17 protein-coding genes and 3 pseudogenes are annotated in these 21,026 nt (G+C 69.5%); 10 read left to right on the top strand and 10 right to left on the bottom strand.

Going from position 1 to position 21,026, the window contains the following annotated elements; genetic code table 11:
• Nucleotides 1-202 precede the first annotated feature (202 nt).
• Nucleotides 203-1,300: a barstar family protein gene (locus ACFYYB_RS34665; RefSeq protein ID WP_389440871.1), complete on the bottom strand. Its 1,098-nt coding sequence runs from the start codon at nucleotides 1,298-1,300 to the stop codon at nucleotides 203-205.
• A 284-nt stretch (nucleotides 1,301-1,584) separates the two neighbouring features.
• Entirely contained in the window at nucleotides 1,585-4,428 is a 2,844-nt protein-coding gene (locus tag ACFYYB_RS34670; protein WP_389440873.1) for a hypothetical protein, read from the bottom strand.
• A gap of 436 nt (nucleotides 4,429-4,864) precedes the next feature.
• On the opposite strand from ACFYYB_RS34670, the gene ACFYYB_RS34675 reads away from it, so the two are divergent.
• A complete protein-coding gene (locus tag ACFYYB_RS34675; RefSeq protein WP_389440876.1) occupies nucleotides 4,865-5,296 on the top strand; it encodes an NUDIX domain-containing protein in 432 nt (143 codons plus the stop codon).
• Nucleotides 5,297-6,106: 810 nt separating this feature from the next.
• On the opposite strand, the pseudogene ACFYYB_RS34680 reads toward ACFYYB_RS34675, so the two are convergent.
• Nucleotides 6,107-6,339 (bottom strand): annotated as a pseudogene (locus ACFYYB_RS34680) (antibiotic acetyltransferase); the annotation flags it as partial.
• Nucleotides 6,340-6,441: 102 nt separating this feature from the next.
• The gene (locus tag ACFYYB_RS34685; RefSeq protein ID WP_389440878.1) at nucleotides 6,442-6,921 is read right to left on the bottom strand and encodes a hypothetical protein; all 480 of its coding nucleotides are present in this window, start codon (nucleotides 6,919-6,921) and stop codon (nucleotides 6,442-6,444) included.
• Nucleotides 6,922-7,494: 573 nt separating this feature from the next.
• On the opposite strand from ACFYYB_RS34685, the gene ACFYYB_RS34690 reads away from it, so the two are divergent.
• The 4 genes and pseudogenes from ACFYYB_RS34690 (at nucleotide 7,495) to ACFYYB_RS34705 (ending at nucleotide 8,674) form a co-directional block, all read left to right on the top strand.
• A complete protein-coding gene (locus ACFYYB_RS34690; RefSeq protein ID WP_389440881.1) occupies nucleotides 7,495-7,710 on the top strand; it encodes a hypothetical protein in 216 nt (71 codons plus the stop codon).
• A gap of 115 nt (nucleotides 7,711-7,825) precedes the next feature.
• Nucleotides 7,826-7,927: pseudogene (locus tag ACFYYB_RS34695) on the top strand (short-chain dehydrogenase); the annotation flags it as partial.
• 90 nt (nucleotides 7,928-8,017) lie between these two features.
• A complete protein-coding gene (locus ACFYYB_RS34700) occupies nucleotides 8,018-8,248 on the top strand; it encodes a DUF6479 family protein (protein WP_389440883.1) in 231 nt (76 codons plus the stop codon).
• 252 nt (nucleotides 8,249-8,500) lie between these two features.
• Complete coding sequence (locus ACFYYB_RS34705; protein ID WP_389440885.1) at nucleotides 8,501-8,674, top strand: hypothetical protein; 174 nt, start codon at nucleotides 8,501-8,503, stop codon at nucleotides 8,672-8,674.
• A gap of 226 nt (nucleotides 8,675-8,900) precedes the next feature.
• Here ACFYYB_RS34705 and ACFYYB_RS34710 read toward each other — a convergent pair whose 3' ends face one another.
• The 6 genes and pseudogenes from ACFYYB_RS34710 to ACFYYB_RS34735 form a co-directional block, all read right to left on the bottom strand.
• A complete protein-coding gene (locus ACFYYB_RS34710; RefSeq protein ID WP_389440887.1) occupies nucleotides 8,901-9,302 on the bottom strand; it encodes an ATP-binding protein in 402 nt (133 codons plus the stop codon).
• 98 nt (nucleotides 9,303-9,400) lie between these two features.
• Nucleotides 9,401-9,862, bottom strand: a pseudogene (locus ACFYYB_RS34715) (PP2C family protein-serine/threonine phosphatase); the annotation flags it as partial.
• Nucleotides 9,863-10,390: 528 nt separating this feature from the next.
• Complete coding sequence (locus tag ACFYYB_RS34720) at nucleotides 10,391-10,537, bottom strand: hypothetical protein (RefSeq protein ID WP_389440890.1); 147 nt, start codon at nucleotides 10,535-10,537, stop codon at nucleotides 10,391-10,393.
• A gap of 462 nt (nucleotides 10,538-10,999) precedes the next feature.
• Nucleotides 11,000-12,232, bottom strand: coding sequence for a PP2C family protein-serine/threonine phosphatase (locus tag ACFYYB_RS34725; RefSeq protein WP_389440893.1), 1,233 nt, complete (start codon nucleotides 12,230-12,232; stop codon nucleotides 11,000-11,002).
• A 662-nt stretch (nucleotides 12,233-12,894) separates the two neighbouring features.
• Entirely contained in the window at nucleotides 12,895-13,470 is a 576-nt protein-coding gene (locus ACFYYB_RS34730; RefSeq protein WP_389440896.1) for a DUF4383 domain-containing protein, read from the bottom strand.
• 356 nt (nucleotides 13,471-13,826) lie between these two features.
• Nucleotides 13,827-15,260 (bottom strand): pre-peptidase C-terminal domain-containing protein, encoded by a 1,434-nt coding sequence (locus tag ACFYYB_RS34735; RefSeq protein WP_389440899.1) that lies wholly within the window; start codon nucleotides 15,258-15,260, stop codon nucleotides 13,827-13,829.
• A 351-nt stretch (nucleotides 15,261-15,611) separates the two neighbouring features.
• On the opposite strand from ACFYYB_RS34735, the gene ACFYYB_RS34740 reads away from it, so the two are divergent.
• The 5 genes from ACFYYB_RS34740 to ACFYYB_RS34760 all read left to right on the top strand — a co-directional run bounded on the left by ACFYYB_RS34740 (nucleotide 15,612) and on the right by ACFYYB_RS34760 (nucleotide 20,984).
• Entirely contained in the window at nucleotides 15,612-16,565 is a 954-nt protein-coding gene (locus ACFYYB_RS34740) for an ABC transporter substrate-binding protein (RefSeq protein WP_389440901.1), read from the top strand.
• Between the two features lie 2 nt (nucleotides 16,566-16,567).
• The gene (locus ACFYYB_RS34745; RefSeq protein ID WP_389440903.1) at nucleotides 16,568-17,548 is read left to right on the top strand and encodes an amino acid ABC transporter permease; all 981 of its coding nucleotides are present in this window, start codon (nucleotides 16,568-16,570) and stop codon (nucleotides 17,546-17,548) included.
• On the top strand, nucleotides 17,545-18,309 hold the full coding sequence (locus tag ACFYYB_RS34750; RefSeq protein ID WP_389440905.1) for an amino acid ABC transporter ATP-binding protein: 765 nt from the start codon (nucleotides 17,545-17,547) through the stop codon (nucleotides 18,307-18,309). The genes ACFYYB_RS34745 and ACFYYB_RS34750 overlap by 4 nt, the downstream gene beginning before the upstream one ends.
• Nucleotides 18,306-19,520 (top strand): M20 family metallopeptidase, encoded by a 1,215-nt coding sequence (locus tag ACFYYB_RS34755; protein WP_389440907.1) that lies wholly within the window; start codon nucleotides 18,306-18,308, stop codon nucleotides 19,518-19,520. Before ACFYYB_RS34750 ends, ACFYYB_RS34755 begins: the two co-directional genes overlap by 4 nt.
• Before the next feature lie 174 nt (nucleotides 19,521-19,694).
• Nucleotides 19,695-20,984, top strand: coding sequence for a cyanophycinase (locus ACFYYB_RS34760; RefSeq protein ID WP_389440909.1), 1,290 nt, complete (start codon nucleotides 19,695-19,697; stop codon nucleotides 20,982-20,984).
• Nucleotides 20,985-21,026: the final 42 nt, after the last annotated feature.

The raw sequence follows: 21,026 nt of genomic DNA on the forward strand, positions 1-21,026 counted from the left end.
GGTACGGGGCAGCCCCCCCGCCGACGTTGGCCTTGGTCGCCAGTTCGGCCCGGTACCGGCCGAACCGAAGGCTCCACAGCCAGTGATCGGCGGCGGGGACAACCTCCAGGTCGTCATCAAGGACCGTCCGTACATACCGTGGCTGATCTAGCAATTGAGGGAGACGGTTGGCGGTCCGTCCATCAGCGAGCGGAGCTCATGCTCATGCCAAGGTCACCCGCATGCCGCCCCCGACCAGGACGTCGAGGACCTCGGAGAACAGGTCGTAGGGCTGGCCGTCTGCTTGCAGGGTCTGCGACAGGTGCTCGCGCGCGGTCGCGGCGTTCCTCCAGAGCAGGGTGGCGGGGGCGGTGTAGCCGAACGTGCCGCCAAGGCAGTCGTCCAGTGCGGCTAGGCTGCCGCCGAAGTAGCCGCCGGGCCCGTTCACCGCCTCGCCGAGCGCGAGGTAGAGGCCCGCTCCATCGGTGATGGGGCGGCCGTCGAGTTCGTATGCGTGCCCGGCCGGCCGGTCATGGTGCGTGCGTCGGAAGGCTCGCTCCTGTACGAGTTCGAGCCAGGCCCCGCGGAGTCGGGTGTCGAGGCTGTTCCAGGTGCCCAGGGTGTCCGGCGGCCCGGCGAGCCATCGCTCCCAGACGGTCCGGGCGTATTCGGGGACAGGTGTGAAGTGCTCTCCGTCGAGCTCCAGGTCCATCAGATCCGTCCCGTAGGAGGAGGGGCACCAGGCGCTGACTCGGGCCCACAGCAGGCGTTGGGCGAGCGGCTCGCCCTGGTCGTCTCGTATCTCGAGGGCGGCCTCCTCCAGGTCCAGCGCCCGCCGGGTGCCCTTCATCAGCGCCGCCCGCAGTTGATCACCCGGTGCGAGTCCCCGCAGGACGAGTGGGGGCGCCGCCTGCTCGTGCGGCATTACGCGGGCGAACTCCTGGCACGAGCCCAGCCACCGGTGCCCGTCGTGCACGCGGACAGGACCCGTGTGCCCCTCCGGTGGACCTTGGTAGTCGTCCAGACCGGTGAGCACGAGACTGTCCGCCCCGGCGGACTGCCCCAGGCTCTCCGCGTCCTCCAGTAGCCAGGGCCCGAGTGCTTCGTCGTCCGGCACCAGCCAGACCCGACTGCCCACCCAGCCACGCACCTCAGCTCGGTCCGGTACCCAGTCGAGCATTTCGTACGTCCCACGCCGGGGGCTTCCGAACAGCCCCTCCGCCTCGACACAGGCGCCCCAGGCGTGGCCGTGCTCTGTCTCGGCCAGCGTGTACCGCATGCGCCCGCGATGCTTCTCGTGCTCATCCACGGTGGGAATCATGCCCCGACCACGCTCCGACGCTGAAGCCGTGCGTTTCCTCCGGGCAGCCCTCAGCGAGTTCCGAGGAGCGCCTGGAGTTCAGCATCGTCCGCAGCCAGATCCCACCTCGGCTTCGCGGCCACCCAGTGCGCGGCGTACGCCCAGTGAGAGGACCCGTCCGACGGCAGCCACTGCGCCGGGTTCCTGTCCGACTTGGGTCTGTTCGACTTCTCGGTCACGGCGATCAAGATGAGCGGCGCGGCCGACACACCCTGGCCGCGCCGGCCAACGGGAACAGCGCCCGGTCAGGTGCTGGGTGCCGGGTCCGGCATGGGTGGCCGCGGTGGGGGAGCGGCAGCCAGTGGCGCAAGGCCCCAGGCGCGTCTGACCCGTTCGACCAGGACGAGTGCGCTGTACGGGGATACGGCCAGTTCCAGGCGTATGTCCGCCAGGCGCTGGACCGAGCCGTCCGGGTCCGCCCGCTCGACGTCATCGCTGCGTCGGCTGAAGTCCGCAGGGGTGAAGATCTGGAGCAGGGTGAGCACGTAGGCGACGTATGCGCGGGCCTCGGCGACGAGCGGACGCGTCGCTTCCGGCAACGGCGCGTCGTGCGGTCCGGCAACTCCCGGCACGACAGGCGCGGTCGGCGTCACGAAATTCTGCAAGGCGCGTACGAGCACGTCCTCGCCCTGTTGCGGACGAGCACCATCCAACTGGTCGGTAAGGATCCGGTAGTCGACCATGACCGGCGCGGTCTCGGGCGTCCACGGCTGGGCGGCGAGCAGGGTCCGGAAGCCGGCCAGGGTGTCGGACAACTCTTCCGCCAACATGACGAGCGCGATGTCGCGCAGTTCCACGAACGGGGTGCTCTGGCGCAGCTCTACCAGGCCGAGGGCGTAGCGGATGAGGTCCCGCGGGATGCCTCCGGACAGGGCGTGGGCGAGGGTCGCGTAGGGCAGGGGGAGTCTGGGTACGCGCTCCTCCAGGATCGCCACCGACTCGGCATGCGTCATCGGGCGGATGTGGACGACGTCGTCGAAGGCGCTGTCGGTGCTGTCGCGGTGCGGCATGCCACGGCGTACGAACCCCGCGCTGATGTCCTCGGCAACGGACACCAGGCAGTAGACCCGGGGCACGCCGAGGATCGCCTTGACCTCGCTGAGGAACGTCCGCGCCTGCGCCGGGGTGGGCATTCGGTCCAGCTCGTCGATGCACAGGAACACCCGCGCGTCGCCCCGCTCGCCCAGCTCCTGCGCGATCGCCTCGATCATGGACCGGAACTCCGCGACCAGCTGGGGGAAGTTCGGCGGCACGGTGGACAGGGTGGAACCGTGCGCGCTTCCGAAGGGCGTTCCCGAAGCGAGGTTCAGTGCGGCCGTTGTGCCCTGGACCGTGCGGAGCCGGAAGAGTTGGTCCAGGCAGCGTCGTGTCAGGTCGCTCTGCTTCTTCCGCTGCGTGCGCCGTTCGAAGGAGCTGCGGACGAGGACCAGCCCGAGCAGGAGCAGCGCGAGCCGGCCGGGGTTCTCGGGGTCGGTTACGGCGGGCCGGGCCGTCGGGGAGAGCTGCATGAACCCGATGCAGGCCAGCCCCGCCAAGGTGATCGCCAGAAGAAGGCGGTCGCGGACGGTCAGACGTCGCGGGAAGTCCGAAGACGTGACGAGCAGGAACACGAACAGCGACACCAGCAGCGCGGCGAAGAAGACGGTCAGCCCATCGCGGGGCAAAACAGTTCGGCTGCTCCAGCTGATCCGGTCGGGCACGATGTCGACGGCGTCGTACACGGCCACCAGAACGTCCAGGACCGGCGCCGCGACCAGCAACCAGCCGAGTGCCCACAGCAGTACCCAGCCGGCCCGGCGTTCTTCCCTCAGCCCGAGGAACCTTCGCAAGCGCCCCGGCGTACGAAGCCCCCACACGAGGAGGCTCGTCCAGGCGATCATCAGGCTGACCACGACGTACTGACCACGCCAGAGTCCGTCCACCACATGGGTGACGGACTGCGCCCCGTCTGCTGCCAAGGACACGAGGCCCGAACGTCGGCCGCCCCACCAGACACGTACCGTCACAGCTGCGCCCAGGACGAGCAGGGCGGTGGCGGGCAGGGCGAACAGGAGCCACCGCACGGTGCGGTGGGCCAGACCCCTGAAGCGGCGGCCCAGCCGCACGAAACCTGACAGCCGGGTGAAGTCGGGTACGGGCTGCCCGCTCCGCCGCAGGTACTGCTCGCACACGCCGACCAGGCACGAGAGAAGGAAGTCGTACGGCGTGTAGGCGGCGGGTACGGCGACGCGGATCACCAGGTCAGGATGGGCGGCTTCCGCCGTCGCGGGCCGGAGCAGACTGCTCGCGGCGTCCAGGAGGGTGGTCTTCCCCACGCCCCGGGGGCCGCTGAGTGCGATGGTGCCGCCGTCGATCAGACTCAGCTTGCGCGCCAACTGCACCGCGCACAGGCTCCGTACGAAGAATCGGGCGTCCCGCCGCGCCCGCAGCCCGTGATAGCCGTCGTACACGAGCACGGAGTGCGGGTCGTCGCCGAGCAACGCCTCGATCACCTCGAGGAGGACCTGGCGCATGCTGCGTGCGTTCAACTCCGCCGCGAGCCGCTGCAGGGCAGTGTCGACGTAGGAGGTGCTGATCCACACCCCTAACCGGCAACGGATGTAGGCGGGCATGCTGCGCAGTTGCCGACGTGCGCGAGGGCGGCGCCAGAGCCAGGCGCCCACGGCACATGCGGCCACCGCCGCCGCCCCCTGCGCGGTGGACCAGAAGCCGCCGGACCCGTTCAGACTGGCGAGAATGCCGACTGCCACCAGGAGGGTTGCCACCGTGGCCGGTTCCAGCCCGAGCTGGGCCCGGGCGCGGGCCAGGCGCCGCCGCTGCCTCGTCCTCGAGTCCAGCGCCGAGACGACGGCCTCGTGGTCGACCTGCGCGAGCAGCATGACCCGTTCCACGACCGCGGGTCGGTGCATGGCCGCGCGCACCGCGTCGGCTGTGACCTCCGGGCGGCTCTGCAGTCGGTCGACGACGGCCGGTTCGGCCAGGAGCTCCTCGACACCGTTCTCGTAGACGGCGGCCTCCGCCGCATAACGCCAGCCTCTGAAGGGCGGAAGGGGAGTCGCCGCCTCAGGCGCAGTTGCTATCGCGGTCACTAGTCGGCTCCTCACCCACGGCGCAGCCCGGTGAGCGTAGAACACCGGACCCGCTCCGCGCAGACGAACCCCCACCCGGACCGGGCTTGATCCGCTTTGACGGACGTGTTGTGCCTCCAAGGTCTCCCGGACCGCCTGCCCCGTGCACACCGAGTTCGGCGAGCGTGGCGGCGACTTGCCCGAGGTGGGGGCGGGGTCGCGGCCCGGGCGGCGGGGGAGCGGACCCGGTACTACGGGAGGTTCACGGTCACCGCGGAGGTCCGACCTCTGCTGCAAGCGCCAGTGCGTCCCTCGCCGTGGTCGGCCCGAAGATGTCGCGGCCTTGGTGGCGTTCCTCGTAGGCCCCTCGGCCTCGTTCATCACTGGGTAATCCGTCTACGTTGATTGCGGCTGGCTGCTCCACTGAAACCACCAACAAGCAAGGAGACAGACCGAAATGAAGGAACGAGTCCGCGCCGTCCTCGTCACCGCTGACGACACGATGCTGGTCATCCGCCGTACCAGGCCCGATGTCCCTGAGTACTGGGTGCTCCCCGGCGGGGGCGTCGAGCCCAGCGACGAGTCTCGCGAGGCTGCCCTCCACCGGGAGATCCACGAGGAGATCGCAGGGAAGGCCGACATCATCCGGCTCCTCCACACGATGGAGTCCGACGGTGAGCGCGAGCTCTTCTACCTTGCCCGCATCGCGACATGGTCCTTCGAGGACCGCACCGGGCCGGAGTTCAGGGCCGAGGGACGCGGCGAGTATGCCCTGAAGGAAGTCCCGCTGACCGTGGAGGGGCTCGACGGCATCGACCTCAAGCCCGAGGAGATCGCCCACGTCCTCCGAGGCGCCATCGGCGACGGCACCCTTCAGGTAGGGGCCTAGGAATAGCCGCTCGTCTTTGTGGACCTTCTGTCGGGACCAACGCCGAGGTGTGTCGGCTCCGACGGCGTGCTCCGGCTGCCACTCCTCGATGTTCAGTAGCGGGGAGAGGTCTTAGGGCTGAGGCCGAGGACGGAGGGTCCGGCATCTGTGCAGCTGAGGCCTTCGAAGCGCCAGCTCCGCGCCCTCGATCCACACCGTCGGAACTGAAGCTCGGCCATCAGCCGATCGGTCTCCTTTCGGGCCGTCACCAGCAGCGGATCCTCGTTGCACGCGTGGAGCCCGACGATCTTCGACAGGAAGAAGACCGACATCAACTTCCCGTCCCGGCTCTCCAAGTCCGCACGCCGTTCCTGCTGGACGCGGTCCGCGAGCGCCGGGACGGCGAGCGTGTTGCGGCACAGCGTTGCGGCTTCCCATCTCCGTGGAGCCGTACCCCAGTCCTCCCCGTCGATGATCGAGAAATCTGGTCCATCACCTTGGCCCAGGTCAGATCCGCATGAGCCGGTACCCATCGCTCGATCCGCTTATCCAGTGCACATCAGGGCCTTTCTCCGCCCTCCGGCACGTCTTCCACGGGCTGGCTGACGGCGCAGATCCACCTGGGGGGCAACTTCCCAGTCTCGAAGTCAGCCACTCCGGCGCACCAAAGCCGGCCGGATAGGCGGTACCCAGGCCGGCACATCCTGCTGGATGGGCAGCCACATTCCGCCGGGACTGCCCGACCCAGCCGCGATCCGGTCGGCGAGGTGATCCGAAGGGACCCACCCGTGACCCTGAGCGCGTGCGCGCGGGTCTGTGCCGTGGCGGCCAGAACCGCACCCCGGTGCCCAGCGCGCAGAACCTGCCGACGATGGGTTTCTCCGGCCCGGCCCGCAGTGGTGGAGGACATTGCGCGTCTCGAAGGCGGTGGGGTCGTCCGGGTCGTCGTGGCACGAGTACTGCCCGACCTCGACGTGAGGGGACTTCGCCAGCGGCTTCAGCAGCACCATCCGGGGCTGCCCCGGCGTCGGATGGAGGACGTTCGGGCCCGCGGGTACGGGCATGACGGCCGACTGCTCGGCGATCGAGTGGCGGTGACCCTTCCACGATCGTGCGGCGGGGCCGTCCAGAACACCGCATTGCGGCGCGCCCTCACTTGCAGGCCCTCACTTGCAGAAGGTCTCCTTCGCCACGGCCGCACCCTTGGTCCAGCCGTCCGAGAACGCCTTGTTCGCCGAGGCCGGGGGCCTGGCGTCGCAGTTGTCGGCCACGGCGTCCCAGCCCGCGGTCAGTCCGGCCTTGTAGGTGGTGCCCGGCGTGGTGGAGGGCTTGGCACCGCCGGTGCACGGCGTGGTGCTCCCTGCCTGCGTCACCGCGTATCTGTCGTCGGGCTTGCTCCCGATCGTGAAGGCCCCGCCGTCGGGAACGTTGAAGGTCGTCGGCGCCGCACCCGGCGAGGACAACAGGGCCTGTCCCTTCGCGAACCCCTCGCCCGAGAGGCTGACCCGGCCCGCCGGATCCGCGGCGGACACGGTGCAGGCGGCGGTGGGCGCCGCAGCGGGAAGTGCGGTCGCCGTCGGCGCCGCGGCGAATGCCGAGATCCCCAGTGCGATCAGAGCGGCGGTGATGTGCGGGCGTCGGTGCATGGTGCTACTCCTCGTCAGGGGTCCTGACGCGCACGATCGGGCACTGTGCCTGCCCGCGCGTCGACGCGCCGCAGTCACTCCATGGTCCCCCGCAGGGGTGAGGGTGTCGACCGCACGGGGGACCGGCCGGTGATGGCGTACGGGGCATCCGGGCTGGTCAGAGGTCCAGGATGACGGCGTAGGCGAGGAAGAACAGGGCATAGGCCAGGACCATCAGACGATGACCACGAGCGGCGCACTGCTCCAGCCCCGGGTGAGGGGACGGTAATCGCCGTCTCCGGGACCCGCTCCTGCGACCTTGCCGGGCGGTACTGCGACCTTGTCATCGCCACGGAACCGAAACGGGAACTCCTGGAGCAGTTCTTCGCCTACGGCGCCGCGGGCAAACCGCTCACCGGGCCTGGGACAGGTTCCCGTCCGCCCTCTGATTCTCGATGACGACGCACAGGGATGCGCGCCGCCTGGCAGGGCAGGTGCCCAGTGAAGGCGCATCGAGGTCCCCTCCTGCCTCGCCAAAGGCAGAGGACGGCACCTTGGCAAGCGCTCCGCGAGGCCGCAGATCAGGAGAGGCCCATGTCCGACAAGGGACCGGAAGCCGACCGGGACACGCAAGAGCAAGCACCCGCACTACCGGACAAGGGATCGATGGTCGATGAACACGGCCGTCCGCCCGGCACGCCGTCGCGCACGGGCACCGGCTCAACCGCGCCGGCCGCCCATCCGGACCGCGTGGAGCGAGCCGCCCACGACACGGAGTCAGCGGTGGATCGCCGCCGCGAAAGCCCCTAACCCGCGGTGGCGAACGCGGGGTCGCCAACCCCGCCCTATCGGCGGGCTGGAGACGGTGGAGTCACCGGATGCACCTGATGCGAACGCGCTATATGCCCTTGTTGCACCGCACCGTGGTGGTGCGTTCGCCGACTCCGCCCCCCCGGTCTGGCGCGGTGTCATCGAGGTCAACCTCATCGGCAGCGCGGTCACCGCCCGCTGCTTCCTCCCCGACCTCCGCGCGCACCTGGGCGATACAGCCCGCGGCGCCCCACCGCCATTCGGGGTCCTTCCTCGTATTCGGCTCGATCGAGGGTAGGGGCACCACATGATTGCTACCGATTTCCTCGCGGCCGAGGCCGTCAGCTCACTTCTCCTGATCATCGTTGGGGTGGTCGTAGCCGTTCTCTTGATCGGCGCCTTCTGGTACGGCAGTCGGCGCAGCGCGCGCCGCCGCGCCCCTGCCCAGCCGGCTCAGCAACCCCCTGAGGCACAAGCCCGCCAGGACTCCTGGCAGACCCCCGACGACGAGGGGCCCGGCCAACCGCCCCGCACGTGACGGATCGCCGGATCCCAACGCGCAGCCGGGCCTGGGGACCGGCACCCCAGGACGGCGCCCCCGCCCCATTGCCCCCGGTCCGCAGGACCGCCCACCGTGGCAACGGCGCGGCGTGTGGCGCAGGCGCGTCGCTCTTGCGGGCCGATCTCGCCCGACCGCTGGGCTAGGAGGCGGCCCGCCGGGCACCGCCGTCGGGGCGGCCGGCGGCGGCGCCCGGCCCTCGACGCGGCCAACGAGCGCTTCGACGCCAAGATGACGGTCCTCATCGAGAACGTCCGCCATCACGTCGAAGGGGATGAGGAGTGGTTCCTCGGCGTCCGCAAGGCCATGGGGCGCAAGCGGCTCACCGGACTCGGTGAGCAGATGGAGGCGGCGAAGAGGGGCGCCCCGGGCGACCCGCTCGCCGTCCCCAGCACCGAGCACTGATTCCGTCCGCCAGCATGCGGTACCGGCACCGCGGAACTGTTGCGACGAGGGGTCCGGGGCCCGTCCCCTTTCACCGGTCCGAGATCGACTCCTACGCGTGGTCCTCCTGTGCCTGGTCCGAGCGATGTCCCTCTGGTGCTGTAGCCGCTCCGAAGGAGTGCGAGGCCGGGGGCGGTAGGTGCCGCTGCCTGTGGTGCCCGGCTTACGTGTGCCGCCGGCCGGGCCGCTACCAGGGGGCGTAGGCGTAGATGGTCTTTCCGCCGTCGGGGGTGGGCTCGGTGCGTGTGTGGGTGGTGAGGCTTTTGACGAGGTGCATTCCGTAGCCTCCGCTGCCGTCGATTTGGGGTACGCGAGGCTCGGCTGCTGTGGGGCTGGTGTCGGTGACGCGGATCTCGATGTGGTCGTCGTGGAGTTCGAGGTGCAGGGCGGCGGGGCCGGTGGTGTGGCGGATCGCGTTGGTGACGAGCTCGGTGACGACCAGGAGGATCGCGTCGGTGTACTCGGGCTTGGACGGGGTGCGGACCTGCGCGGCGTGGTGAAGGAAGTCGTGAGTGGCGCCCCGTACCGTCGTCGCGGGCCGGCCGGTGCGTGGCACAGGCTTGTCGAGGACGAGCATGGGCGGAAACACAGGGCTCCCTCCACAGGGTGGCTTGCACGGCGCCTGCCCCCTCTGCGGGTCCCCACCCTCATTCGCCTCGGCCCACTGGGCTTTTTCTGCCCCAGTGGTCAGGTGTTCGTTTCGCGGCCTTCGCCGTGAGGGCCGTGCCAGTCCAGACACAGGACGGTGGCGTCGTCCTTCGGCGGTCCGCCGTCGTAGGTGTCGCTGACGGCGCCGACCAGAGTGCGTACGACCTCGCGTGGATGCTCGGCCATGGTCTTGCGCCGGAGGGCCGGGAGGTCGACGGCTTCAGCGTCGCGTTCCCGCATGCCGTCGGTGTGGAGCAGGAGCCGGTCGCCGGGGCGCAGGTCGAGGTCCTGGACTGTGTAGGGGCCGGTGAGGTAGGCGCAGCCGAAGGGGAGGTTCACGGCCAGGCGCAGCTCGGTGACCGCACCCTCGCGCAGGACGAGTGGCCAGGGGTGGCCGGCGTTGACGAGCTGCACGCCGCTTTCGTCGAGTGCGATGCGCAGCAGCTGGCCCGTGGCCATGGTCCGCCGGCCGTGGTCAAGGAGCGCTTGGTGGACCTGGCGGCCAGGTCTTCGCCGGCGCTGGATCTGTCGTGGACCCGGAGCAGGCGCCGGCCCACGACGTCGACGAACAGGAAGGACACGGAGCGCGCGTCGAACCGGTCGCGCAAGTTGCGGGCCACGACATCAAGGGAGTCCACCGGCGCGGCAGCCTCAGCGGTCGCCAGGACTTCGCCCCCGTCCGATTCGGTTGCGCTCCGCGTCAGCCTCCATCGATCACGGACCGGCCTGTCCGCCGGCGCAGCGGAAACCTGGCTGTGTCAGATGCGCATCTCGGGAGTCGTCAGGTCTTCTCGCCCGGACTGCGCTCTGGATGCGCGGAAGGGCCATCTTTTCGGGACCAACCTGACATGAGTGCGCCGCGCTCAGCCGGGCCATCGCGGCAAGGCTGATTCGATGATTGCCTTCAAAGGGGACCAGGACAGCGGGTGCTCGCCGCTGATCCTCACCCCGATTGCGGGGAGTCTCACCGCGGCGGCCGACGTGCGCCTTGCCCTCGGCAGGGCGGCGGAGACTCCCCGTCGGATCCGCTCAGCGGCGCCCGCGCAGGCGGTTGAGCAGCCGTCCGGCCTGAGCGCGCCTGCGGGGGTCAGCAGCGGCCTGTCGGGCCGAGACCGTCAACCGCTGCCCCTGCGGGCTGCGCGCGAACTGCTTGATACGGGTCAACAACGCGGACATGGCGCCTCCTTGGGGATGTCAATCGCGTGTGCCCCGCCCCGGGAAGGCCATGCGTTCCACAGACGGGTTCCTCATCGGGGAGCCCGACGGTATGGGCGGCGGCGAAGAGGAAGACGACACGCTGCCTCGATGGCCCGGCACAGGTCGGGGGTGATGACGCCGCCCCCGGGAACCAGGCGGGTGCAGAGTCCGCGCCGATGGCAGGTGAGGGTGGTGGCGTCGAGCGGGGCTGCGGTAAGCGGTAATAGGCACGCCGAGGCTCTCTACGGAGTGCCCATGGTCGGTCGAGCCGCCAAAAATGCCGTACGGCGACCACGGCTGCGTTTCCCTGTTCGCCCGGGACCTGGGGGCAGACCGGAGCGTGAACTGGTGGGTCGCGACGGCACAGTGATCCCCGCTAGTCGATCCCTTGTACCAAAGCAGGAAAGGACCGAGGCCTCGCCTAGGGGCAGGCTCGCCAGCCTATGGCTTCCTTGCCGGTGGTGAGGCCTCGGTGAGGTCGGCGCCCTTGGCCGCGTCACGTTCGAGGTTGGCGATGCCGTGCCAGTCCAGGCACATGACGGTGGCGTCATCGTCGAGGTGTCCGTTGCCGGCGTCGACGATCGCTTTGATGAGGGTGCGGGCGGCTTCGCGGGGATGCAGTGCGTGGGTGCGGATGATGAGGTCCGGGAGGTCGAGGTGCTCGGCGTGGCGTTCCAGCATGCCGTCGGTCAGCATGATCAGCCGGTCGCCGGGCCGCAGGTCCAGTGTCTGCACGCGGTAGGTGTTCGGCTGTGAGGGGTGGATGTTGAGGCCGAAGGCCCGGTCGACCTTCGGCACGAACTCGTGGACCTTGCCGTCGCGCAGGCGCAGTGGCCAGGGGTGGCCGGCGTTGACGAACTCGGTACCACCGTCGAGGAGGCTGATGCGCAGGAGCTGGCCTGTGACGAAGCCGCCGCGGCCGTGGTCGCGCATGGCCTGATCGGCTTGGCGGGCCTGTTCGGCGAGGTCGGCGCCCTCGCGCCGGGCTCGTCGCAGGGCGCCGATCACGAGGGTGGCGAGCAGCGCGGCGCCGACATCGTGGCCCATGGCGTCGGTCACCGAGAGCTGGACGGTGTCCCGGTCGATGACGTAGTCGAAGGTGTCGCCCCCGACGTGCTCGGCGGGCTCCAGCGCCCCGGCCACGGCGAACTGGGCGGCCTCGCAGGCCAGGGATGCGGGGAGCAGGCGGTGCTGGATCTCTGCGGCCAGGCTCAGGGGCTTGGTGCGCCGACCCCACTGGTAGACGTCGGTGTGGGTTCGGTTGGCGATGACGATGTAGGCGAGCGCGTGCGCGGTCTCGCCGATCTCCCGCATCACTTCGTCGTCCGGTGCTGCGGGGAGGAAGAGTTCGAGGAGCCCGATGGCGTCTCCGCGGTTGGTCACCGGGGCGACCACGCGGACGTGCTGGCTCTCGCCCCGGTGTTCGACCTGTGGCTGCTGGGTGCGGATGACATCGTCGTAGAGGGTGCCGTGCAACGGGATCCGCTGGGGCGGCTCGTCGGTGTCGATGCTGTCGGCGGTCCCCAGCCGTACGACCGAGCTACCGGTGAAGTCGGTGATCAGGAACGACACCGACGCGGCCTGGAGGTGCTCCTTGAGCATGCGTGCGACCACGTCCAGCGACTCCACGGGCGCGGCTGCCTCCGCCGCCTCCAGAGCCCCCGACAACGTCATCGCCTCACCCAGGCGGCTGCCGTCCGCGTCAGGACGAGAGGTCCGCCCGCCACCTGGTTCTCCTGTGGTCACAGCGACCCCTTCCGTTGCTACCGCCCGGGGTTCCCGGAGGCGCGAGGATCCGCGCCAAGCGGCTTCGGATAGGCCCCATTGCACCATGAGGCCCTCAGCGCCTGGCCGGCTCAGTGCCTCGGCCGTCCCCCCGTCGGCCGGTGTCGGGCGTGGGGCGGCCAGAGAGCGACGGGGCATCCGGCTGCCTCGGTGTCACCCGGAGGCTGATCGGCCGGTCCGGTCCGCCGGACAGCCGCCGGTCGTGCGGATCGCCTCGGGCGGGCGAGGAGGGCGCGACGGTCTTCCCGTCGGCATGCCGCGGGGTGAGGGCGGGCTGATGTCGAGGCGGTTGACCATGGTCGGCCGAACCCCCGGTGCCGTCGTTCAGGTCGGGGGTCCGTCCCAGCGGGTGGGCAGCCTGCCGGAGTGCCGTGCCCGCCGGGTCCAGAACCCGGTGATCGCTTCGCGGCCGAGGTACCGGTGTCACACAACGGCCGCGTCCTGGGCATGGTCCAAGGCGGCCGCTTTCGGCCGCCTGGTGGTATTCCGGAGGGCTGCCGAAACGGCAGCCCTCCCTGATCCGCCGGCCGCCAGTCGCGGCTCTCTCGCGGCTAAGGTCGCGAATCGTCGGTGGATGCCGGACTGCTCGCACCTGTGACGGCAGCGACGGAGCCGCTCACCCGGACAGCCCTGGCGCGGCTTGCCTGTGGATCCCGGCCGTCTTCATGCCGGGGATGACGGCGCTGCCAGTACGGATTGTCGTGGGGGAGCTTGCTCGAGACACGGCCGTACATTCCGAAGGTCATGATGATCAAGCCCATGCCGAAGCTGAACATCACGTTCGTCATGCCGAAGCCAAGGATATTGGCGTCCTTGTCGAGGATGAAGATGTGCGCGAACCCGCTGAGCAGGAACAGGGCTCCCACCGTGATGTTGAGGGTGGAGGCGAAGTTTCCGCCGATGACGGCGCCCGCTGCGAGGGCGACCCCGACGACGACGGAGATGACGCTCAGGGTGGTGTTGGTGGTCAGGCCCGCGATCGTCTCGCCTTGCGTGTCGAAGGGGCGTAGGGCATCGGCGAAGCCGAGCACACCGAACGCGACTAGGGTCAGCCCGCAGAGAAGGGCGCCGTATCTGTAGACGGTTGCCAGCCTGTGATCGACTGGGAGTTCGTCGCTCAGCTTCATGCAGACTCCTCAGCTGGTGTAGCCGTGGTGCTTCACTTGCTTCACTTCTCGTAGTGCGCGAGGGCCGGGCCGATGCTTGTCACCCCTGCTTCGTGCAGTTGCTTGACGATCATGACGAAGGCCCCTTCGGATCGTTTCGGGTGAGCGCCACCCCCGTCGGGGGGCCGGTACGGCCGAACGTATCCGCAGCCCGAGTCGATGGGCGACTTGCACCGTTTATGCACAATTTTGAGGTCGCGCCGCGGCTTACCCGCTTTCTGGTGTGGCGCAGTCGATGTGCAGGGCCGCCCACCATGGGCCCGGGTGGGCGGCGGATGCCGGAACCGGAGAGTGAAGGCTCCGGCACCCGCCACGTCTCAGCTCTTCGTCAGGGTGCAGGTGTACGGAGAGCTGCCCGAGCTTTGGTACGCATCGAGCTCGAGGTAGTAGGTGCCGCTTCCGGCGGCGGTTCGGGTGAAGGTGAGGGACTCGTCCGTGCCCACTCCATCGTTCACGGACCGGTCGATGGTGCTTCCGCCGGAGTCCAGCAGGTAGAGGTCGGCGTCATAGGCTCCGTCCGGAATGGCGCACTGGATGCCGACCTGCTCGCCGGTCGAGAAGGAGACGCGGAAGTAGTCGCGGTCGGTGGTCGACTTCATGCTGCCGGTGAGTGAGGCGGGGTAGGCCAAGGCGCTGGCGTCGTCAGCGGTGGCGCGGGTGTCGTTCGCTTCGGTTTCCGCCAGGGTGTTCGTGCCTCCGGGTGGGGGGCAACTGGCCTGTGGGGTACCCGCGTACAGGTTGGGGTCGGCGACTCCGCTGGTGACGCTGCGGAGGTAGTAGCCGCAGGTGGGGCGGTTCTTGAAGTCGTAGGTCTGCCCGGGCCCAAGGCGCCAGATCTTGTAGTTGGAGAAGGTCAGTGGTTTGCCCGAGGAAGCCTGCTCCGGCTGGTGGTCGCCCAAGACGACGTAGGCCTCCTTGCCGTAGAGGGTGGCTGCTCCGTTCTTGTCGAGGAACAGGGAGCTGCCTTCCTCGACCCCTACGCCCCAGGCCTTGCCTCCGGAGGTCCGGCCGTCCTTGATGGCGCGGGCGACGAAGGCCATGGTGCGGCCCATCCGGTCGCGGGTGGTGAAGTGGGAGTCGTTGATGACTCCGCCATAGTTCGCCCAGTCGAACATGCCGGTAGTGAAGGTGATGTAGCTGTCGTACGGGTTGGCGAGGGCTTCTGGGCTGGTGACGCTGCCCTTGCAGGCGTCGTAGACGACGGGGCTGTTGATGTGGTGGCCGGCGCTGCCGCCGCCCGAGCCGCCGCCCTTGGCCACGACGGACTCGACCGATGCCTCCAGCGCGCTGCCCTTCCAGGCGGCGTAGCGGCACTGGTCACCGCCGGCGAAGTAGACGAATTCGGCGTTGCGGATGTCGGTGTTGACCTGGCTGTTGTTGCCGTCAGCGGCGGCGGTCAGGGTCCAGGTGGTACAGGAGTTGACGCCGGGCAGCGCCATGGCGGCGTCGCATTCGGGCGTGGCGCTGCCCGAGGTGGGGGCGGAGCCGGCCAGGACGACGACGTCCAGGCTGCCGGTGCCGCCGCGGATGGCGTCGATGGCGGCCGACATCGAACCGGGGATGATCTTGCCGTCGCCGTTCATGGTGAAGGCGGGCCCCTGCCACGACGTGCGGCTGACGTCCGAGCCGCTGCCCGAGCGGACCCGCGTGGCGGCCGCCTGCGCGCTGCCGGTCGAAGTGAGCGTGGCGGCAAGTGTGAGCAGTGCTACGGCGGTCGAGGTCAGCGAGGCATGTCTGATCCGTGTGCCCATGGCTTCTCCAAGGGGTGGGGGAGGGGTGGGGTACTGCGGGGGAGGCAGGGCGTGGCGACGCCCTGAGCGGCGCTTGGGGAGGTGCGCCGTCCTGTGGGTGCAGTAGCGGAACTTACAAGCCGGTCCGAATGAGCGGTAGATGTAGAGCGGGAATCGATTCACTCTTGCGGTGCGTGGGCGATTTGGTCAGCTCAAGTGCCAGCTCGAAGGGCTCTCGCGGCCGACGGGGTGCCCGTTACTCCAATGTAACGAGCGATACATCTAGCCATCGGTCACATGTTTCTGTAATTTTCGGGTTGTAGTCGACGGCGAGCACCCCGTCGGCCCGAAGACCGGAGAGGCATACGCCTGATGAACACCCGTCTGTCCAGAAACCTGATCGCGGCGCTGACGGCCGCGACCGCGCTGGCCACGCTCACTTCCTGTTCGGACTCCGCCGCCGACACCGCCGAGGCCACCGGCGGACAGCCGGCCCCTGTCGCGGGGGTGGCGGTCGCGAAGGACGCCGCGCTGCACGACGCACTGCCCGGCGCGATCAAGAAGTCGGGCACCGTCCGCGTCGCCACGGACGTGCCCTACGCGCCGTTCGAGATGTTCGTGGCCGAGGGCAAGCCCGAGCTCACCGGGCTCGATTACGACCTGGGACAGGCGCTGGGAGCCAAGCTGGGCGTGAAGTTCGAGTTCGCGCCTCAGAAGTTCGACGGGATCGTGCCGGCCATTCAGGCCGGGAAGTTCGACGCGGCGATGTCGGCGATGACGGACAACAAGGAGCGCCAGGCGGTCGTCGACTTCGTCGACTACTCCGTCTCCGGGTCCGGAATCATGGTGATCAAGGGCAACCCCGAGAAGATCACCACTCTCGATGACCTGTGCGGCAAGAAGGCCGCAGTGCAGGCGGCGACCAACCAGCTGGACCTCCTCAAGGAAAACCAGGCGAAGTGCAAGGCCGCCGGGAAGAGCGAGATTGACATCCAGACCTTCCCCAAGGACTCCGACGCGCAGCTCGCCCTGCGTTCCGGCAAGGTCGTCGCCCAAGTGCAGACCAAGCCCGCCGCGGGCTGGACGGCCAAGACCGCCGACGGCGGCAACGCCTTCCAGGTCGTCGACGATCCCGCTGCCGCGGGCGGCTACGGGGCCTCGCCCAACGGGATCGCGGTCTCCAAGAAGCTGCCCCAGCTCAGCGACGCGATCCTCAAGGCTTTGCAGGCTCTGATCGACGACGGAACCGTGACCAAGATCTTCGACAAGTACGGTGTCGCCTCGATCGCCGTCAAGGAGGCCACCAAGAACGCGGCGGTGGACTAGAAATGACCGCCACCACGGCTCCCGCCGACATCGATCGCCCGACCCCCGAGCCCGAGCAGCTCACCGTCGTACCGCTGCGCCACTACGGCCGTTGGATCGCCGCTGTCGCGGCCATGACCGCACTCGTCGGCGTGGCCGGATCACTGGCGAAGAACGGCAATCTCCACTGGGAGATCATCGGGCGTTTCCTCTTCGCCGACCTGATCTTCTCCGGCCTCGTCACGACTCTGTGGCTCACCGTGGCGGCGATGGCCCTCGGACTTCTCCTGGGCACGCTGGTCGCCGTGATGCGGCTGTCGTCCAACCCGGTTCTCTACGGCATGTCCTCGCTGTTCGTCTGGTTCTTCCGCGGCACCCCGCTGCTGGTCCAGATCATCTTCTGGGGATACGCCGCCGCCCTCTACCAGTACGTGAAGATCGGCATCCCGTTCACCAGCGTCACCTTCTTCCAGGTCGAGACGAACTCCCTCCTCACCCCGGCCGTCGCAGCCCTGCTGGCCCTCGGCCTCAACGAGGCCGCGTACGCCTCGGAGATCGTCCGGGCCGGCATCCAGTCGGTGGACCCCGGCCAGACCGAAGCCGCGCACTCGCTCGGCATGCGACCCGCCCAGACGATGCGCAGGATCGTGCTGCCCCAAGCCATGCGGGTGATCATCCCGCCGATGGGCAACGAGACGATCAACATGCTGAAGATGACCGCCCTGGTATCGATCATCTCGGCGCACGACCTGATGTCCAACATCCAGGACGTGTACGCGCAGAACTACCAGGTCATCCCCATGCTCGTCGTCGCCAGCCTCTGGTACCTCGGCCTGGTCACCCTGCTCAGCATCCCGCAGGCATGGCTGGAGCGCCGCTACGGCCGCGGAACCGACCGCGGCGGCCACGTCTCACCGCTCCGCCGCATGCTCACCGGCGCACTGGCCCAGCCTGCCGGCCGGCCCGCCCGCACGAAGAAGAACACCAAGGAGGCGGCCGGATGAACGTCCCCATGGTCCACGCCCAAGGCGTACGCAAGCACTTCGGGAACCTCGAAGTCCTCAAGGGCATCGACCTGACCGTCGAACGCGGCCAGGTGTGCTGTCTGCTGGGCCCCTCCGGCTCAGGCAAGTCGACGTTCCTGCGCTGCATCAACCACCTCGACCGAGTCGACGGCGGGAAGCTCGCGGTCGACGGCGACCTGGTCGGGTACCGCCAGAGCGGATCGCGGCTCCACGAACTCCGGGAGAAGGAGGTCGCCGCGAGACGACGCGACATCGGCATGGTCTTCCAGCGCTTCAACCTGTTCCCTCACATGACCGCTCTGGACAACGTCATGGAAGCCCCCGTCAACGTCTGCAAGACCGACAGGTCGCAGGCGAGGGACGAGGCGCAGCACCTGCTGGAACAGGTGGGCCTCGGGGATCGGGCGGGCCACTACCCGGCCCAGCTCTCGGGCGGGCAGCAGCAGCGCGTCGCCATCGCGCGAGCCCTGGCGATGAAACCCAAACTCATGCTCTTCGACGAACCCACCTCCGCCCTCGACCCGGAACTGGTCGGAGACGTCCTGGACGTGATGCGCCGGCTCGCGGCGGACGGCATGACGATGGTCGTGGTCACCCACGAAATCGGCTTTGCCCGCGAGGTCGGTGACACCGCCGTCTTCATGGACGACGGCGTCGTCGTCGAATCCGGTGACCCGCGCCAGGTCCTTGTCGAACCTCGGCAGGAACGCACCCGCGCGTTCCTCTCGAAGGTCCTGTGACCGCCCCCTCACGGGAGCAGCTGCACACCAACACGCTGCTTCCGTACGCCGAAGCGCGCCTGGAAGGCTACCTCGCCGACCTTGCCGGCCTGGTCGCCATCGACTCGGGCTCCTACAGCCCCGCCGGCGTGAACCAGATGGCCGACTGGACCCGGAACCGGCTGCTGAGGCTCGGATTCGACGTCGAGCGCGTGGCTCCCGACCCCACCCACGGGCACCCTGTCGGCGATGTGATCCTCGCCCGGAAGGTCGGCGACCTTCCGGTCGAGCAGGGCGGACGACGCCTCCTGCTCGTCGCGCACCTCGACACCGTCTTCGACGACGGAACCGCTGCGGCGAGGCCCTTCCACCTCGACGGCCACACGGCGCGAGGCCCCGGTGTCAGCGATGACAAGGCCGGACTGCTGGCCGGTATCACCGCTCTGGAGATCCTGGAGGAGACCGGGGCAGGGCAGTACGCGGAGCTCGTCTTCCTCGCCACCCCGGACGAGGAGATCGGCTCACCGGCGAGCCGCCCGGTGACCGAAGCAGCAGCCCGTGGAGTCCACTTCGCCCTGGCCCTGGAATGTGCCCGGGAGAACGGTGACCTGGTCATCGCCCGCAAAGGCGTCGCCGACTTCCGTGTGAGCGTCACCGGCCGGGCGGCGCACGCCGGCATCGAGCCCGAGCGCGGAGCGAACGCCGCTCTGACGGCCGCCCACCTGGTCGTGGCCCTGCAGTCCCTCAACGGCCACTGGGACGACGTCACCGTCAACGTCGGCGTCGTTCGGGCCGGCAGCCGCACCAACATCGTCTGCCCGGAAGCCGAACTGCGCGTCGAGGTCCGCTCGGCCACTGCCGCCGGACTCGCCGCGGCCCACCGCGCGATCGAGTCCGCCGCCGCACGGCCCGCCGTCCCCGGCACCACCGCGACCGTCGAGCAGCTGGACCTGTGCCCTCCCATGGAGGACACACCCGCCTCGCGCCGCGTGTTCGACCGGGCCAGGCACATCGCCGCCGGCCTGGGGATCAGTTTGGGAGGCGCGGCGACCGGCGGCGTCGGGGATGCCAACTTCATCGCGGGTCTCGGGGTTCCCACCCTGGACGGCCTCGGCCCGGTCGGCGGCGCCGACCACACCCCCGAGGAATGGCTGGACACCTCGACCGTCCCGGCCCGCGTCGCTCTCCTGGCCTCCCTGATCGCCGACCTCGGCGATAGCCGCACCGGCTGACACCCCCATAGACGTCCCGTACCGGTTTGATCGCGCCATTGCCCGGTAGGGGACCCCAGCCCCGGCAGCCCCTCCCACCACGCACCGGGGCTGCCGGCCCGCGCCGGGACCGCAGCCGCCATCAGCCGCTGCGGTCCCGGCCCCCACCCGACCCCACTCACAGGAGGCATCCCCATGCCCGTCCCGACCGGAGCCCGCCGTACCGCACTGGCGGGCAGCACCGCTCTCCTTCTCGGTCTCACCCTCGCCCCGGCCGCCCAGGCCCACACCGCCACGCCAGCCGGCGGCCGCGGCTCGCTCGTCCTGATCGGCGGCGGCCTGAAAGCCGACAACACGCAGGTCTACGGCGAGATCATCAAGCGCGCGGGTGGAGTGAATGCGCGCATCGGTGTCCTTACCGCCGCCTCGATCCCCGCCAGCCAGGACCCCGACGCGGGCGACCCCGAGAAGTGCAGCAACTCAGCCTGCAACGGCGCCTACTACGCCGGACTCTTCAAGCACCACGGTGCCGCCGACGCCCAATGGATCCCCGTCGACCTCGACCACATCACCCATGCCGACTCCGACGAGGTAGTGCGGCAGGTCAACTCCATGACCGGCTTCTTCTTCGGCGGCGGCGACCAGTACCGCTACGTCACCACCCTGCTCCACGGCTCCGCCCACACCGACTCCAAAGTTCTCGCCGCCATCCGGGCCAAGCTCGCCGCCGGGGCCGTCGTATCCGGATCCAGCGCCGGAGCACAGATAGCGGCCGGAGCCGACATGGTCACCGGAGGAGACTCCTACGAGGCACTGCGCGACGGCAGCAGCCCGGGCTACTTTGACGACCCGGCCCGGCTCGGCTACCTCCCCGAGGGCGGCTTCGGCTTCCTCCGGTCCGGACTGATCGACACCCACACCGGGACGAACGGACGCGAAGGCAGGGCCCTGCGACTCGCCGCCGACACGGGACACGACCGCGTGTACGCCCTGGAAGAGAACACCGCACTCATCGTCGAAGATCCGAGCACGCCCCGCGAGCGACTGCGCGTCCTGGGCCCGCAAGGCGTCGCCATTCTCGACCTCCGCCAAGCCCGCACCAGCAAGAACCCGTCGGCCGGATGGGCCCTGACCGGCGCCCGCTACAACTACCTCTCGAACGGAGACCGCTACGACCCGAACCGCTGGCAGATCCTGCCCGCCGGCGGCAAGCGGCCCCTCATCCCCCTGCCGGCCTCACCGATACCCGCCAACTCGGACGTCTTCTACTCCCCGGCCAACCCCGCGGGCATCCCCTACTCCTTCCTGAACACCGCCCGCGCCCTGGCCGCCAGCACCCGGCGCACCACCACGGCCGGCACCTTCGAGAGCGGCCCCCGATTCACCGTCACCTTCACCAAGCAACCCGGATTCACCGCCTGGACCAGCGACGACGCCACCGCGCACACCGTCACCGGCCTGCGGATAGCCGTCGCTCCGGAGTGACTCTGCCCTGACGCGCTCCGGGCGACAGGGCCGGCCGGAACC

Origin of the sequence: Streptomyces sp. NPDC002886 (genome assembly GCF_042888445.1) — a bacterium.
In the GTDB taxonomy this organism is placed as follows: Bacteria; Actinomycetota; Actinomycetes; order Streptomycetales; family Streptomycetaceae; genus Streptomyces.